Source organism: Pseudobutyrivibrio sp. YE44, from assembly GCF_900104335.1.
Classification (GTDB): Bacteria; Bacillota; Clostridia; order Lachnospirales; family Lachnospiraceae; genus Pseudobutyrivibrio.
Genome location: NZ_FMXT01000001.1, coordinates 51,753 through 68,043 on the forward strand (window position 1 = coordinate 51,753; position 16,291 = coordinate 68,043).

At 42.3% G+C, this 16,291-nt stretch carries 11 protein-coding genes; 9 read left to right on the forward strand and 2 right to left on the reverse strand.

Annotation, left to right across the window (positions count from 1 at the left end; genetic code table 11):
• Positions 1-39: 39 nt before the first annotated feature.
• From BLR54_RS00270 to BLR54_RS00300, 7 genes are all read left to right on the forward strand, one after another.
• Positions 40-1,257, forward strand: a complete 1,218-nt coding sequence (locus BLR54_RS00270) for an ROK family transcriptional regulator (protein ID WP_090416228.1) — start codon at positions 40-42, stop codon at positions 1,255-1,257.
• Between the two features lie 36 nt (positions 1,258-1,293).
• A complete protein-coding gene (gene mmsA, locus BLR54_RS00275) occupies positions 1,294-2,832 on the forward strand; it encodes a multiple monosaccharide ABC transporter ATP-binding protein (RefSeq protein WP_090416229.1) in 1,539 nt (512 codons plus the stop codon).
• A 31-nt stretch (positions 2,833-2,863) separates the two neighbouring features.
• Positions 2,864-4,078, forward strand: coding sequence for a sugar ABC transporter permease (locus BLR54_RS00280; RefSeq protein WP_090416230.1), 1,215 nt, complete (start codon positions 2,864-2,866; stop codon positions 4,076-4,078).
• A gap of 70 nt (positions 4,079-4,148) precedes the next feature.
• Positions 4,149-5,300, forward strand: coding sequence for a substrate-binding domain-containing protein (locus tag BLR54_RS00285; RefSeq protein WP_090416231.1), 1,152 nt, complete (start codon positions 4,149-4,151; stop codon positions 5,298-5,300).
• 103 nt (positions 5,301-5,403) lie between these two features.
• A complete protein-coding gene (locus BLR54_RS00290) occupies positions 5,404-6,384 on the forward strand; it encodes a carbohydrate kinase family protein (protein ID WP_090416232.1) in 981 nt (326 codons plus the stop codon).
• A gap of 8 nt (positions 6,385-6,392) precedes the next feature.
• Positions 6,393-7,184, forward strand: a complete 792-nt coding sequence (locus BLR54_RS00295; RefSeq protein ID WP_090416233.1) for an HAD family hydrolase — start codon at positions 6,393-6,395, stop codon at positions 7,182-7,184.
• A gap of 37 nt (positions 7,185-7,221) precedes the next feature.
• The gene (locus BLR54_RS00300) at positions 7,222-8,442 is read left to right on the forward strand and encodes an AGE family epimerase/isomerase (protein WP_090416234.1); all 1,221 of its coding nucleotides are present in this window, start codon (positions 7,222-7,224) and stop codon (positions 8,440-8,442) included.
• A gap of 29 nt (positions 8,443-8,471) precedes the next feature.
• On the opposite strand, the gene BLR54_RS00305 is transcribed toward BLR54_RS00300, so the two are convergent.
• Both BLR54_RS00305 and BLR54_RS00310 read right to left on the reverse strand, forming a co-directional pair.
• Entirely contained in the window at positions 8,472-8,612 is a 141-nt protein-coding gene (locus tag BLR54_RS00305; protein ID WP_242871169.1) for a helix-turn-helix domain-containing protein, read from the reverse strand.
• Between the two features lie 2 nt (positions 8,613-8,614).
• On the reverse strand, positions 8,615-8,830 hold the full coding sequence (locus BLR54_RS00310) for a hypothetical protein (RefSeq protein WP_143008384.1): 216 nt from the start codon (positions 8,828-8,830) through the stop codon (positions 8,615-8,617).
• Positions 8,831-9,190: 360 nt separating this feature from the next.
• Here BLR54_RS00310 and gdhA point away from each other — a divergent pair, with 360 nt between their 5' ends.
• Together gdhA and BLR54_RS15180 are read left to right on the forward strand one after the other, a co-directional pair.
• Positions 9,191-10,552, forward strand: a complete 1,362-nt coding sequence (gdhA, locus tag BLR54_RS00315) for an NADP-specific glutamate dehydrogenase (protein WP_090416237.1) — start codon at positions 9,191-9,193, stop codon at positions 10,550-10,552.
• 270 nt (positions 10,553-10,822) lie between these two features.
• A complete protein-coding gene (locus tag BLR54_RS15180; RefSeq protein WP_176761810.1) occupies positions 10,823-16,099 on the forward strand; it encodes a hypothetical protein in 5,277 nt (1,758 codons plus the stop codon).
• Positions 16,100-16,291 lie beyond the last annotated feature (192 nt).

A 16,291-nucleotide genomic window follows, 5' to 3' on the forward strand; every position in this document is an offset into this window, starting at 1 on the left:
TTCAACAAACGTCAAACATAAACCTAGGGGTGTATGAACATGATAAAAGTAAAAGAGGTTGCTGGAAACAATACTAGCGATCTTGTGGAGATGAATCGTTCCGCTATCGTTAGAATTCTTCAGCAGAAGGATGTTTGCTCCAGAGCAGACATTGCAAAGATTACAGGCCTGACACAGGCATCAATTACAAAAATCGTAGCAGTCCTGATAGATATGGGAATTGTTACTGAAGTAGGTTTTACAAAGGGTGAAGGAAATAGACGTTCAATAGGACTTAGATTGAACGCCGCCAAAAATCTGGTTTTAGGAGTTAAATTTTCCAGACACGTTTTTTCCATAGGGGTGTTTGATATCTGTGGAAAGGTCTACACACAGCAGGAGACAGAATTTGGCTTAGACGAGTTTGCATCAGATGTTGTGGCAGATATGAAAAAGCAGATACACGCTCTGCTTAAGAAATATAAAAATGTGGTTGCCATTGGATTTGCGGTTCCTGGTCCTTACCTTAGGGATGAAGGCAGAATCGCCCTAGTTACAAAGATGCAAAGCTGGCAGAATATCAATTTTGAGGAAGAGTTTGAGAATGAATTTGATAAGCCAGTGTTTATAGAGCAGGACGCTAACGCAGGTGCCTTGGCAGAGTGGTGGTTTGGAAATCATGGAAGACCAATTAATTCCCTTGCATATTTCTTGGCAGGTGAGGGCGTTGGTTCTGGAATAGTTGACCACGACAGGTTGATTCTTGGAAACTTGGGAATCGCCAGCGAGGTGGGGCACATCAGTATTGATGTAAATGGACCAGCTTGCGAATGTGGAAACAGAGGATGCTTGGAGCTTTACTGTTCCGCAAATGCGTTATTAAAAAAGGCTGAAGAGATTCTTCCTGAATTATTTAAGGAGGAATATGAAAATAGATGGGAAGCTTGTAACAGAGTTTTCCTTGCAGCGAAGGAGGGCAACAAAAAAGCCCTGAAGCTGACAGAAGAAATTGCTGAATATTTGGGATATGGATGCGTGACACTTATAAACGCATATGACCCAGAAATAATAGTTATTGGGGACAGCATTTCTCAGGGAGGAGATTTACTTCTTCCTACAATAAACAGGATAGTGAAGGAGAGAGTGATACCTGAAATCAGCGGTAAGGTACAAATCAAAATCTCAAAACTCACTGTTGATCCAACACTTTACGGTGCAGCGGCAATCGCCACTGACAAGGTACTTAGGAAACCAAGCGAGTATCTAGTTTCGAATTAGAATCGCTTTTGGATTATAAAGGGAGGAATTTTTACTATGGAACACAATTCTTATATCCTTCAGATGCAGGGGATTACAAAAGAATTTCCTGGAGTAAAGGCGCTTGATGACGTTACTCTTGAAGTTCGACAGGGTTCCATTCACGCAATTTGCGGTGAGAATGGTGCAGGAAAATCCACGCTGATGAAGGTTCTATCTGGTGTTTATCCTCACGGCACATATGATGGCAAAATCATCTATATGGGCAAGGAGATGAAATTCAAAAACATCAAAGAATCTGAAAATGCTGGAATTGCAATCATCCATCAGGAGCTGACAATGATTCCTGAACTTTCAATCACTGAGAACATTTTCATGGGAAATGAGATTGCAAAGCGAGGCCTTATCGATTGGCCAGAGGAGAGACGCAGAACCAGCGAGATTCTCAAAAAGGTAGGTCTTACCATTAATCCTGATACCTTAATAAAGCACTTAGGTGTAGGACAACAGCAATTGGTAGAAATCGCAAAAGCTTTATCAAAAAATGTAAAGCTTTTGATTTTGGATGAGCCAACTTCGGCTCTTAATGAGGCCGACTCGGCTAACCTTCTTGAACTTATGAAGGGGCTTAGAGATAAAGGCATCACTTGTATTATGATTTCGCACAAACTCAACGAAATCGCTGATGTTTCAGATGCGGTAACAGTTATCCGAGATGGACACACAGTTGAAAGCTATGATGTTGAGGGTGGCAAGGTGGATGAGGATCAAATCATTAAATCAATGGTTGGTCGTTCCATCGAAAACAGATATCCAGAGCATGAGCCAAAGATTGGAGATGTGATTTTCGAAGTAGAAAACTGGTGTGTTGAGGATCCAGAAGTTGAAGGCAGAATGGTCTGCAAGAACTCAAAGTTCAATGTAAGAGCAGGTGAAATCGTAGGCTTTGCAGGTCTTATGGGCGCTGGCCGTACTGAACTGATGCGCTCACTCTTTGGAAAGAACTATGGAATCTACAAGAGTGGAACAGTAAAGATTAAAGGCCGTGAAGTGAAGTTGAACTCAGTAGAGCAGGCTATCAAAAATGGTCTTGCTTATGTTCCTGAGGATAGAAAGAATCTTGGACTTAACCTTCTGGATTCAATCAGAAAAACTATTGTTTCAGCTGACCTTGATAAGATTACAAAGAGTGGTCTGTTAAGTCCGGACATGGAGCTTTCAGCAGCAGAGGAATATAGAAAGTCTTTAAAGATTAAGACAGCAAATGTGGATGTTGGAGTGACAACTCTTTCAGGTGGAAATCAGCAGAAGGTTGTACTTTCAAAGTGGATGTTCACAGAGCCAGATGTATTGATTTTGGATGAGCCAACAAGAGGTATTGATGTTGGTGCTAAATACGAGATTTACAAGCTGATTCATCAGTTGGCGGACCAGGGGAAGGCAGTTATTCTGGTGTCTTCTGAATTGCCAGAACTGCTTGGTATGGCTGATAGAATCTATACTATTTTCGAGGGCACAATCACTGGAGAGCTTCTTGCAAGTGAAGCAAATCAGGAAAGCCTGATGAAGAAGATGACTATTACTTCACAGTCATAATAAAGGTATTGAGGAGAAAGGATGGACAATTATGAAATATGTTAAACAGGTATTGGGCGGAGATCTTCGTCAATACACAATGGTTCTTGCGTTAGCTTTATTGATATTAATCTTTAATGTAATTTCTGGTGGAAGAATGCTTACATCATCAAACTTCCAGAATCTGTTATCAGGAAATGCTTATGTACTTGTACTTGCACTTGGAATGCTTATGGTAATCGTAATCGGACAGATTGATTTGTCCGTAGGTTCGGTGGCAGGTTTCGCCGGAATGGTAATGGCACTGGTGGCTAAAAACTACAATGTGCCTTGGTGGGTAGCAGTTCTCATTGCTCTTGCAATCGGCATTCTTGCTGGTGCTTGGCATGGATTTTTCCTTTCACAGCTTGGAATTCCAGGCTTCATCACAACACTCGGTGGCATGATGATTTTCCGAGGCGGTGTAATTTGGATTTCACGTTCAATTTCAGTTCCAGCTCCAGAAGAGCTTAAGTGGTTTGGTGCAGGATACTTGCCTGAGTGGGGTCCTTCATTTACAGGAATGAACAACTCAACTCTTTTACTTGGAATCATCGGAATAGTTGCTTTCGCTGTTGCACAGCTTCGTAAATACAATAGCACAAAGAACAATGCAGTAGAGGTTACACCATTCTGGGCAGTAATCGTAAGAATTGCTCTTATGACTGTTCTCATCGGATATTTCACATACCTTTTTGGTTCAGGAAGAGTAGGAACTTCATTCCCAGTTCCAGGTTTGATTCTTTTACTTTTGACAATCATTTATCACATCATTACACAGCGCACAAAGTTCGGCCGTCACGTATATGCAGTTGGTGGTAACAAGGCTGCAGCAGCTTTATCTGGTGTAAATGTTAAGAAGACTTATTTCCTTACAATGATGAACATGTCCTTCCTTGCAGCAGTTGCTGGTATCCTTTTTGTAGGACGTTCAACAGCAGCAGGTCCAGCTGATGGTACTCAGTGGGAGATGGATGCTATCGCATCTGTATTCATTGGTGGTGCTGCAGTATCAGGTGGTGTTGGAACAATCCTTGCAACAATCGTCGGTGGTCTTGTAATGGCAGTACTTAACAACGGACTTATGCTTATGGGTGTTGGTGCTGATAAGACACAGGTTATCAAGGGCTTCGTACTTCTTGCAGCTGTAGCATTTGATGTTTACAACAAGAAGAGTGGAAAGAGTTCAATTATTGGACGCCTCTTCCCAAGCAAGGAAGCAAAATAAAACGGGGGTATGACTCGGTCAAAAAGAGTCTTACACATATAAAGTGTATTAAAGAAGGAGGAATGTATTAATGAAAAAAAGAACACTTTTGTCTATGGCGATGGTAGCAACAATGGCGCTTGCTACATTCACAGGATGTGGGGGAAGTAGAGAGGGAGCAGCTTCAGACACAGCTGCTGAATCTACTACTGAGACAGAAGAAACTGCAGCTACAGATGATAGCTCAGCAGTAGCAGAGTTCCCTGGCTTTGAAGAGGGGGCAACAATCGGTGTATCTCTTCCATGGCTTGGAACACAGAACTGGAAAGAGGCTGAGGAAATGTTCACAGCACAGCTTGAGGAGGCTGGCTACAAGCCAATCGTTCAGGCAGCAGACCAGAAGGTTACACAGCAGCAACAGCAGATCGAGTCAATGATAGAGAACGGTGCAAAGGTTATCGTTGTAGGTCCTGTTGACGGCTCACAGCTTGGTTCAGTTCTTGAGCAGGCTAAGGAAGCTGGCGTTTATGTAATCGGTTATGACCGTCTTCTTGAGAACACAACAGGTGTTGACGGTGTAGTTCAGTTCGGTTCAGTAAAGACTGGTGAGCTTCAGGCTCAGGCGCTTCTTCAGGGTCTTGAGGAATTAAAGGGCGAGGCTCCTTACAACATCGAGCTCTTCGGTGGTGGCCCTGCTGATCCTAATGCTCCAAACTTCTTCAAAGGTGCTATGTCAGTATTGCAGCCAAAGATTGATGATGGTACACTTGTAGTTGTATCAGGACAGACAGATTTCACACAGTGTGCAACTGTTGATTGGGACAATGCAAAGGCTCAGTCAAGAATGGATTCACTTATTTCAGGTTTCTATTCAGATAAGGAAATCGACGGTGTTCTTTCACCTAACGATGGTATCGCTCGTGCAATCATCACATCATGTGAGAATGCTGGTCAGGATATTCCTGTAGTTTCTGGTCTTGATGCAGAGAACGAGTCAGTTGAGTGGGTATGGTCTGGCCGTCAGTATTCTACAGTTGCAAAGCCAACTCAGGATCTTGTAGCAAAGACAATCGAAATCATCGATTCTCTTCAGGCTGGCAACGGAATGCCTTCAACAGATGTAACAGCTGACAACGGTGTTATTGATGTTCTCATCTATGAACTTCCACCAGTTGTTGTTACAAAGGACAATGCAAAGGAAGTATTTGCAAACGATCCTTCAAGATTAGAGCTTTTAAAGTAAGCTAAATTTCTTTTCATCCTATTTAAATATGAGGGGGCGGGCTTTCCTTGCCCCCTTTTCTAAAAGATAGGGTGGTAACAAAAATGTTAAGGAGTAATTAGACGTGGAGAAAAAAATTGATGTTGTTGCATTAGGTGAACTTTTAATTGATATGACAAATAATGGAGTTTCTGCAACAGGAAACACATTGTTTGAGGCAAATCCAGGAGGAGCACCTTGTAATGTATTGGCAATGTTGAAAAAGTTCAATCATTCAGTGGCTTTTATAGGCAAGGTTGGTGACGATATTTTCGGCAACAAGCTTAAGGCTACAATTGAAGAGGTTGGAATCAATACAGAGGGGTTGGTAATTGATAAGGAAGCAAGAACTACATTGGCTTTCGTAGAAACATTCCCAGATGGTGACAGAGATTTTTCTTTCTATCGAAACCCAGGTGCCGATATGATGCTCACAAAGGATGAGGTAAAAGTTGACCTGATTAAACAGGCAAAACTATTTCATTTCGGAACTCTTTCAATGACTCATGAAAAGGTTAGAGAGGCTACTCTTTTGGCATTGGAGGAGGCAAAGAAGGCTGGATGCGTAATCACTTTCGATCCAAATCTTCGCGAGCCATTATGGAATAGCCTTGATGAGGCGAAGGAGCAGATTCTTGCAGGAATGAAGTACTGCGATTATCTGAAGATTTCTGATAATGAAATCCAGTGGCTTACAGGTATCGAGGATTACACTGAGGCTGTTCATAAGCTTCGTGAGACCTACAAGATTCCTCTCATCACTGTTTCAATGGGCAAGGAGGGAAGCCGCGCATTTTACTATGGAACAAATGATGATAAAGAAATCATTGTTGATGTTGCACCATTCCTTTCAGATAAAACAATCGAGACAACTGGTGCTGGTGATACCTTCTGTGGAACAGTAATTCACTACATCCTTGAAACTGGTATTGATAATTTTGATGAGGCAAAGCTTAAGGAAATGCTTACTTTTGCAAATGGAGCGGCATCGTTGATTACCAGAGTTAAAGGAGCACTTAAGGTAATGCCTGAGATTGCTGATGTGAAAGAACTAATAGGACAATAGAGGTTCCTATGGATTATAAGATTGTTTTTAGTGATGTAGATGGCACACTTTTAAATAGTGAGCATCGAATCCTTGATGGCACCTTACAGGCTATTAAGTCATTGCAAAAACGGGGAATTCCTTTTGTGATAGTCACTGCTCGTGGCCCATCAGGAATCTATCCAATTTTTCACCGCTACAATTTTATTTGCCCTATGGTTTGTTACAGTGGGGCGTTGATTTTGGATGAAAATGGAAAGGTTCTTTTATCAAAGGGGATTAGCAAGGATACAGCTAGTAAGATTATTGATTACATTGAGGATGAAGGTTTTGACTGCACCTGGAATGTATATTCCATGGATAGCTGGTTTGTTAAAGACCGGTCTGACCCAAGGGTTATTCGAGAGGAAAACATTGTGGAGGCCCAGTCCACTGAAGGCATGGTATCGGATTTGCCCAATGGGGCTGATATTGGAAAAATTCTTTGCATGTGCAACCCTGAAAAGACAGATGAGATTGAGGCTGCCTTGAAAAAGAAGTTTCCAACGCTTTCTATAGTAAGGTCTTCGGATATACTTGTGGAAGTGATGGAGCGTGGGGTTACCAAAGGACACAGTATAAATGTTGTCTGTGAGAAATGGGGAATTAATCCTGAGGATGCAATCGCCTTTGGAGACCACTATAACGATATTGAGATGCTGAAGGCTGTGGGGAAGCCTTTTCTGATGGGCAATGCCCCTGAGGAACTAAAGGCTCAGTTTTCAAATATCACAGCATCTAATGATGAAGAAGGTATTTATAAGGCTCTAAGTCAGCTTTAACTGGCTGATGAGGTGTCAAATTAGGGGGAATATTACAATGAAAAAATATCAACTAGATACACCAGAAAACAAACAATTCTTAAAAGAGTGCTGTGGCACTCTTTTGTCATTTGGACATAAATTTCCATCGCCAGGCGGTGGTTCATATTATCTTGGAGATGATGGCACACCATGGAAGGACAGACCTCGTGAAACCTGGATTACAAGTAGAATGCTTCACGTCTATTCAATGGGCTGTATGATGGGACATGAAGGTAGTGAGGCTCTTGCTGATGCAGCATTAAAGGGTCTTACAGGCGAACTTCATGACAAGGAAAACGGTGGCTGGTATGCTGGGCTTACAGCAGATGGCAAACCACTTCCTACAAAGCAGTGTTATGCCCATGCCTTTGTTATTCTTGCAGCTTCATCAGCTTTGCTGGCGAACAGACCAGGTGCGAAAGAACTTCTTGATGAAGCAATTCGTATATACGATAAATATTTTTGGGATGAAGAACTTGGACTATCTGTTGACACTTGGAACACAGAGTTTACTGTCCTTGATGATTACCGTGGGATCAATGCCAATATGCATACAGTGGAGGCGTTCCTTGCTGCAGCTGATGTGTTAAAGGATGAAAAGTACAGAATACGTTCCGGCAGAATTACAGACAGAGTAATTGGCTGGGCAAAGAATAATGATTATCGAACTCCAGAGCACTTTACTAAGGATTGGCAGCCAGACTTGGAATGCAATAAGGACAAGCCTGATGATCCATTTAAACCATATGGTGCCACACCAGGTCATGGTATAGAGTGGGCAAGACTTATTGTGCAGTGGGCTACCTCAACACAAAGTTTGACAGAACAAAAGCGGGTAGAGTACATTGATGTGGCAGAGCATCTTTACAATAGAGCAGTGGAGGATGGCTGGAATGCTGATGGTGTGCCAGGTATTTGCTACACCACAGGTTGGGACGGTAAGCCAATCGTTCATGACAGGATGCACTGGACTTTGGCAGAGGCTATTAATTCTTCAGCAGTTCTTTATCGTGTTACTGGAAAAGAAAAATATGCCCAGAACTATGCAGCCTTTATGGAGTATCTGGATACCTATGTTATCGACCACGTGAATGGTTCATGGTTCCATCAGCTGGATCGAAACAATAAGTTACTTACTACTGTATGGCCAGGCAAGTCAGATATTTATCATGCCCTGCAGGCAACCTTGATTCCATATAATAAGAAAATAGGTGTGTCTATTGCGGCAACTTTATAATTAGAAGAAATGCCTCCCATCGGGAGGCATTATTTTTTTCTATATTCTTTTGGAGTCATTCCAAATTCTTTTTTAAATATCTTATAGAAGTAACTGAAATTATTGTAGCCCACATCAGCACTGATATCTGTAACTGGAAGTTCCGTATTGGTAAGCAGATAAGCAGCCAAATTTATACGCTTCTCCTGAAGCAACTCGGTGTAGGTTCGACCTGTTCTTCAATTAATCCTAATACCTTCATCATAACTTCATCTTCAAAACGGTCACCGCCGATGGTAAGCTGCTCGGTATTTTGAAGTAAGTACATAAAGAGCAGGCCTACAGTGGTCTGATTTAACTGCCGTTGCTTATCTGATGGATTAAGCTGTGCATAGATTAAGTTCTCCATCAGGTTTTGGATTGGTAGAATATCTGCAACTTCAAAATGAAGATAATCCACATGGCTGCGGCAGCAGGCCGTCACATCGATACAATCCTTAAGGTCGCTAAGATTATGAATGTACCTTGTGAGATTGTATGTAGATAGTGATTAATTCTAATTAGTGTTTTCCTAAATTATTCCTTATATATTCAATCCAGCAAAAGCCATCGAAAAGTCGGTGGCTTTTGCTATGAAAAAAAATTAAATCTTTATGGAAAAACTTTATTGCATTAAAGTGTTAAAAGATGTACAATCTTTTCTAGATTGTGTCTGATTGGGAAAGTCGGCATTATCATGACTTTTTATTTCTGAAAGGAGAATATAAAAATGAAATTTAAGAGTAGTTATTTACAGCGCGTTTATGACGGTTTAGAGTCTAGAAACGCAGAGCAGAAGGAGTTCCTTCAGGCAGTTAGCGAGGTTCTTGAGTCTTTAGAGCCAGTTGTTGCAGCAAATCCTAAGCTTGAGGAGCTTGGCGTTATTGAGCGTATCGTTGAGCCAGAGCGTATCATCCAGTTCAGAGTTTCTTGGGTAGATGATCAGGGTAAGGTTCAGGTTAACCGTGGATACAGAGTTCAGTTCAACTCAGCAATTGGACCATACAAGGGAGGTCTTAGACTTCATCCTTCAGTAAACCTTTCAGTTATCAAGTTCTTAGGTTTTGAGCAGATTTTCAAGAACTCACTTACAACACTTCCTATCGGTGGTGGTAAGGGTGGTTCTGATTTCGATCCTAAGGGCAAGTCAGACATGGAGATTATGAGATTCTGTCAGTCATTCATGACAGAGCTTGCTAAGCACATCGGTGCAGATACAGACGTTCCAGCTGGTGATATCGGTGTTGGCGGACGTGAGATTGGTTATATGTACGGTCAGTACAAGAGACTTCGCAACGAGTTCACAGGCGTTCTTACAGGTAAGGGTCTTACATACGGTGGTTCACTTGCTCGTACAGAGGCTACAGGTTATGGCGTTTGCTACTTCACACAGGAAATGCTTAAGTCTGCAAAGAACACATCATTCGAAGGCAAGACAGTAGCTGTTTCAGGTGCAGGTAACGTTGCAATCTATGCAATCCAGAAGGCATATCAGCTTGGCGCTAAGCCAGTTACATGTTCTGATTCTACAGGTTGGATTTATGATCCAGAGGGAATTGATGTTGACCTTCTTAAGGAAGTTAAGGAAGTTAAGCGTGCACGTCTTTCTGAGTATGCGAAAGCTCGCCCATCAGCTGAGTACCATGAGAAGAAGAACGGTGAGCACGGTGTATGGCAGTACAAGGTAGACATCGCTCTTCCATGTGCTACACAGAACGAGCTTGATGAGAACGATGCTAAGATGCTTATCGACAACGGCGTTATGGCTGTATCAGAAGGTGCAAACATGCCTTCAACTCCAGAGGCTGTTGCAGCATTCCAGAAGGCTGGCGTTCTCTTTGGACCAGCTAAGGCTGCAAATGCAGGTGGTGTTGCTACATCAGCTCTTGAGATGTCACAGAACTCTGAGAGACTTCACTGGTCATTCGAGGAAGTTGACTCTAAGCTTAAGGGAATCATGGAAGGTATCTTCCACGCATGTGATGACGCTTCTAAGAAGTATGGCATGGAAGGCAACTACGTTGCAGGTGCTAACATCGCAGGCTTTGAGAAGGTAGCTGAGGCTATGATTGCTCAGGGTATTGCATACTAGTTCATTATTTTATTCCTATATTATATAGAAAGAATCCCTAGGATATTGTTATCCTGGGGATTTTTTTTGTCGATATATTTTTAAAGGCGTTATTTTTCGTCTCTTTTAAATTAAAATTGAGGGAATTTTTTGAATTTGGCAAAAACTTCCGATTTTTGGCAAAAACGGTTATAAAAATCTATTTAAAAATAATTTTTACGTGCTACAATAACACTGGAACATGAAAAGTTACATATTTGATATAGATTTGAAAGTAATGAGGTAAAAGTAATGTCGAAGAAAAAAGTAGAAAGTTTATTAAAAGGAGTTGCTATCACTGGTGCTACTGTTGGTGGCGCATCAGTTCTTGGTGATGCTAATTTAGCATACGCAGCTGAGCTTGGTGAAGAGCAAGCAGCTGCAACAGCAGAAGGTGTAATTGAAGTGCAGGTTGAGGAGACTGCTCAGGAAGTAGTTGAGACAACTGTTCAAACTGTTCAGGAGGAGACAACACAGGCTTCTTCTCAGGAGACAGCCCAGGAAGAGACAGAGAAGCAGACAGAAGAGATTGATTCTACAATCACAGCAGCAAGCGAATCTGCAAGTGATTCATCTGCTACTCAGAATTCTGAGATGGCAGCTAATTCTGAAGCTGCTAGTGAGTCTGCAGCTACACAGACTTCTGAGATTATGTCAGAGTCTGCAGTTGCGTCTACATCTATTTCAGCAGAGGATTCAGAGATTGCTTCAACATCTGAGTCCTCAAAGGAGTCACTCTCAGCAGAGGATTCTACAATTGCATCTACTTCTTCTTCAGCACGTGAATCATTAACATCAGAAAATGATGATATAGCTAGCACATCAACTTCAGAGTCAGAGAGACTTGCTTCAGAGTCAACAAGTCTTTCAACAGCTCTTTCAGAAGCTGAGAGTGCTTTTGAGTCTGCATCTAATTCTTTCTCAGAGGCAGGTCTTCAGGATGAATATCTTGAGAATTTGATTAAGGAAATCGAGAAGGCACAGGAAGAGCTTAAGGCTGCACAGGCCGAGGCCATTGCTAACGGAGAAAGCTTAAATCACACTGCATCTTCAAACAACTACTATGGATATGGTGATAAGCTTGCAAACCTTCTTATTCAGTATTCTTTCTATCAGGAAGGTTATGTTGGAGAAATTCTTTACAGTGATTGGGATAGCCATAGCTACAATACAAACAGTGTAAAGGTTACATATATTGATGCTGCTGGTGAAACAAAGTATGCATATTTTGATTATGTAACTGTAGATCAGGACGGTAATGCGTTAGTACCAGGACAGACAACAGGCTGGGGACAGAATGATAACGCAAATATCGTTTCTGGAATTATGGTTGTTAAGAAGACTGTTGCTTATACAGATGGTAATGGAAATTCATTAACATGGAAGTATGATACAGAAACTTTAGCAGACGGTACAGAGAAGACTGTATGTAAGTACTATATTAATGGTCTTGAGATTAGAGATGATACTTCAATCACTATTAATGAGGATGGTACTTTCACAGCTTCATGGACCCAGCTTGGTTCAGATGGTCTTTCAGTAAGATCTGGATGTCATCATACATATGTTGGCAATGATTGTACCTTATATAAGGATTTAGGATATTATTCAACTTTAGACTGCGATTGGAATAATACTTTCACAGGTATCTATAGAAACACAGCAAATTCAAACATTGGAGTTGTAAGTGTTAATGGAAGTGGTCAATCAGTATATGCAGATTTAGTTGATACACAGGGAAACACTGTAAGTCTTGTTACACAGGAGACAGCAGTTCAGGATAATAAGTGGTGCTGGCACATGGAGAAGTATACAGCTATCTCCATTGGTGGTAAGACCTTCTATTATGAGAGCTCAAATATTTCAAGAAACGCAGATGGTACATATACACTTGTAGCATATGAAGATGCCCAGGGTTCAACTTATACAGCTCAGTATATTACACTGAAGGCAGCTACAGCATCTTCAGCGCAGTCAATGACATTCAATCCTAGATTTGTAGCTAAGGATCATGAAGAGAGCGATATTTATTTCAATTACAACGGAGTTGCTCAGGATGGTAACTTTGGAGTAAAGGGATACACATACTTCACAGAGGATGATTTTAATAAGGGTAAGGATGACTACCATGAGGCAAGAAGTGAGGTAACTTCACTTTCTACATCAGTAAGTGAGATTGCATCACAGTCTACAGCTTGGTCAGAGTCAGCATCTGAGTCAGCAGCAGTTTCAGAGTCTGCAGCTCAGTCAAGAAGCCAGTCATTATCAGAGTCAGCACAGGGATCTGAGAGCCAGTCTCAGTTAAGAAGCCAGTCTATTTCTGAGAGTGCAGCTGCATCAGAAGCAGAGTCATTATCTAGATCACAGTCACTTAGTACATCAGCTTCTGCATCAGCTTCAATGAGCCAGAGCATTTCAGAGTCACTTAGTGCAAGTCTTTCACAGTATATGAGTGAGAGTATGTCGCTTAGCAATAGCACATCTGTAAGTGCAAGTGAGTCTGCAAGTGTAAGTGCAAGCTTGTCAGCAAGTACATCAGCTTCTTCAAGTGCTTCTGCATCAGCAAGTGCAAGTACAAGTGCAAGCGCATCAGCTTCTGAGTCAGCAAGTACATCAGCAAGCCAGAGCACATCAGCATCTGAAAGTGCATCAACAAGCGCAAGTACATCAGCATCAGAAAGTGCATCAGAGTCTGCAAGCACAAGTGCCAGCACATCAGCATCAGAGTCTGCAAGCACAAGCGCAAGTACATCAGCATCTGAGAGTGCATCAGAGTCTGCATCAACAAGTGCCAGCACATCAGCATCAGAGAGTGCATCAACAAGCGCAAGCACATCAGCATCAGAGTCTGCAAGCACAAGCGCAAGTACATCAGCATCAGAGAGTGCATCAACAAGTGCAAGCACATCAGCATCAGAGAGTGCATCAGAGTCTGCGTCAACAAGTGCAAGCACATCAGCATCAGAGTCTGCGTCAACAAGTGCAAGCGCATCAGCATCTGAGTCAGCAAGCGCAAGTACATCAGCATCTGAAAGTGCATCAACAAGCGCAAGTACATCAGCATCTGAGAGTGCATCAGAGTCAGCAAGCACAAGTGCAAGTACATCAGCATCTGAGAGTGCATCAGAGTCTGCATCAACAAGTGCAAGTACATCAGCATCAGAGAGTGCAAGCACAAGCGCCAGCACATCAGCATCTGAAAGTGCATCAACAAGCGCAAGTACATCAGCATCAGAGAGTGCATCAACAAGCGCAAGCACATCAGCATCAGAGTCTGCAAGCACAAGCGCAAGTACATCAGCATCAGAGAGTGCATCAACAAGTGCAAGCACATCAGCATCAGAGAGTGCATCAGAGTCTGCGTCAACAAGTGCAAGCACATCAGCATCTGAGTCTGCGTCAACAAGTGCAAGCACATCAGCATCAGAGTCTGCATCAACAAGCGCAAGCACATCAGCATCTGAGTCAGCAAGCATAAGTGCAAGTACAAGTGCATCAGAGTCTGCATCAATTAGTGCAAGTGAATCAACAAGTGCTAGTATTTCTGAGAGTATTAGAGAATCAGAATCTGCTAGTGCATCAAATAGAATTAGTGAGTTGGAGAGCCTTTCAGCTTCAACAAGTGTTAGCTTGTCAGAGTCCGTAAGTGCAAGTACATCAGCTAGCATCAGCGCTTCTGAGTCAGCTTCAGTAAGTGCAAGTATAAGTGAATCAGCATTGGCAAGTGAGTCTGCATCAGCAAGCCAGAGTGCATCAGCATCAGAATCAGCCTCAGCAAGCGAGTCTGCATCAGTAAGCACAAGTGTATCAGAGTCTGCAAGTACTTCAGCAAGCACATCGGCAAGCCAGAGTGCATCTGCTTCTGAGAGCGCATCAACAAGTGCATCAGCTAGTTCAAGTGCTTCAGCTTCTGAATCAACAAGTGCCTCAGAGTCAGCAAGTACATCAGCATCTGAGTCAGCTAGCACATCACTTAGCTTAAGTGAGTCACAGTCATTGAGTGAGTCAACAAGTGCAAGCATCTCAGCAAGCATTAGTGAATCTACCTCAGCAAGCACATCTACAAGAATTAGTGAGCTTGAGAGTATTTCAGAGTCATATAGCATTAGCCAGAGTGCATCATTAAGCGAGAGCACTTCTGCTAGCCTTAGCTTATCAGAGTCAGCTTCTGAGTCAGCAAGCTTATCAGAATCTGAGTCTACATCAGCAAGAATTAGTGAGCTTGAGAGCCTTTCAACATCTGTAAGTGTAAGCCAGTCTGAATCAGTAAGTGCAAGTACATCAGCTAGCATTTCAGAGTCAGCATCAGTAAGTGCAAGCCTTTCAGCATCAGAGTCTGCTTCATTAAGTGAGAGCACTTCTGTATCTGAATCTGCATCAACTAGACTTAGCGAGCTTGAGAGTCTTTCAACATCAGCTAGTGTAAGCCAGCTTGAGTCACTTAGTGCAAGCAACTCTGTATCAGAGTCTGCAAGCACAAGCGCAAGCTTATCAGCTTCAACAAGTACATCACTTTCAGAGAGTATGTCACTTTCAGTAAGCTTGAGCCTTTCAGAGAGCATGAGTGCAAGCACATCAGCTTCAACAAGCTCTTCTGAGTCAACAAGTACAAGTGCATCAGAGTCAGCAAGTACAAGCGCCTCAGAATCAGCAAGTACAAGTGCATCAGAGTCAGCAAGTACAAGTGCATCAGAGTCAGCAAGTACAAGCGCCTCAGAATCAGCTAGTACAAGTGCATCAGAGTCAGCAAGTACAAGTGCATCAGAGTCAGCTAGTACAAGTGCTTCAGAATCTGCAAGTACAAGCGCATCAGAGTCAGCAAGCACAAGTGCATCAGAGTCAGCAAGCACAAGTGCATCAGAGTCAGCAAGCACAAGTGCATCAGAGTCAGCTAGCACAAGTGCTTCAGAGTCAGCAAGTACATCAGCTAGCCAGAGTGCTTCTGAGTCTGCATCAACAAGCGAGAGCCTTTCAATAAGCGAGAGTCTTTCAACAAGCGAGAGTCTTTCAACATCAGAGAGCCTTTCAACAAGTGAGAGCCTTTCAACATCAGAAAGCCTTTCAACAAGTGAAAGCATTTCAGCATCTGAGTCTGCTAGAGCAAGCCAGGCTGCTAACCATACAAGCAACGATGGAGACGGTTCTGGCGAAGGTACAACAACACCTTCATCAGCAAGCCAGACAAGCACACCTGCTAGCACAACTACTGAGACAACAACTGAAGCTACAGTAACAGAGAGCTTCAATGAGGTTGAGAATACAGGTAGAGCAGCTAGAAGAACATCCTTCAACGAAGTAGGTGCAAATACATCTATCGATGAAGCTCAGGTACCACTTGCAGTAGTTCTTGACGATGATCTTGATACAACAGTAATCGAGGATGAGGATACTCCACTTGGTATTGCTAAGTCAGGAGCAGGCGCAAGAGTATGGTGGTATTGGATTCTTATCATTATCAGCGCTATTTCTGGAAAGATTGCAAAGGATAAAAAGAATCAGAAGGAAAAAGCTATTAATAGTGAGGAATAATTCACAAAAGTTAGTAGATTGTAATTAATTTATTATCTATAATAAGGGAGTAGGAAGCATAAAGCTAACTGCTCCCTTTGTGTTTTTAGACTTGCTTAGTTTATCTAGAATATAGAATGATAACAGAATGGTCATACATTTTAGAAACTTTGGTGCTATCATTATAAGATAGAGGAATAAGTGAACTTTGGG

Bases quoted from the DNA above. Each gene is read 5' to 3' on its own strand.
- BLR54_RS15180 (WP_176761810.1), top strand. From the start codon at position 10,823: ATGTCGAAGAAAAAAGTAGAAAGTTTATTAAAAGGAGTTGCTATCACT.
- mmsA (WP_090416229.1), top strand. From the start codon at position 1,294: ATGGAACACAATTCTTATATCCTTCAGATGCAGGGGATTACAAAAGAA.
- BLR54_RS00300 (WP_090416234.1), top strand. From the start codon at position 7,222: ATGAAAAAATATCAACTAGATACACCAGAAAACAAACAATTCTTAAAA.
- BLR54_RS00295 (WP_090416233.1), top strand. From the start codon at position 6,393: ATGGATTATAAGATTGTTTTTAGTGATGTAGATGGCACACTTTTAAAT.
- BLR54_RS00310 (WP_143008384.1), bottom strand. From the start codon at position 8,830: ATGGAGAACTTAATCTATGCACAGCTTAATCCATCAGATAAGCAACGG.
- gdhA (WP_090416237.1), top strand. From the start codon at position 9,191: ATGAAATTTAAGAGTAGTTATTTACAGCGCGTTTATGACGGTTTAGAG.
- BLR54_RS00285 (WP_090416231.1), top strand. From the start codon at position 4,149: ATGAAAAAAAGAACACTTTTGTCTATGGCGATGGTAGCAACAATGGCG.
- BLR54_RS00270 (WP_090416228.1), top strand. From the start codon at position 40: ATGATAAAAGTAAAAGAGGTTGCTGGAAACAATACTAGCGATCTTGTG.
- BLR54_RS00280 (WP_090416230.1), top strand. From the start codon at position 2,864: ATGAAATATGTTAAACAGGTATTGGGCGGAGATCTTCGTCAATACACA.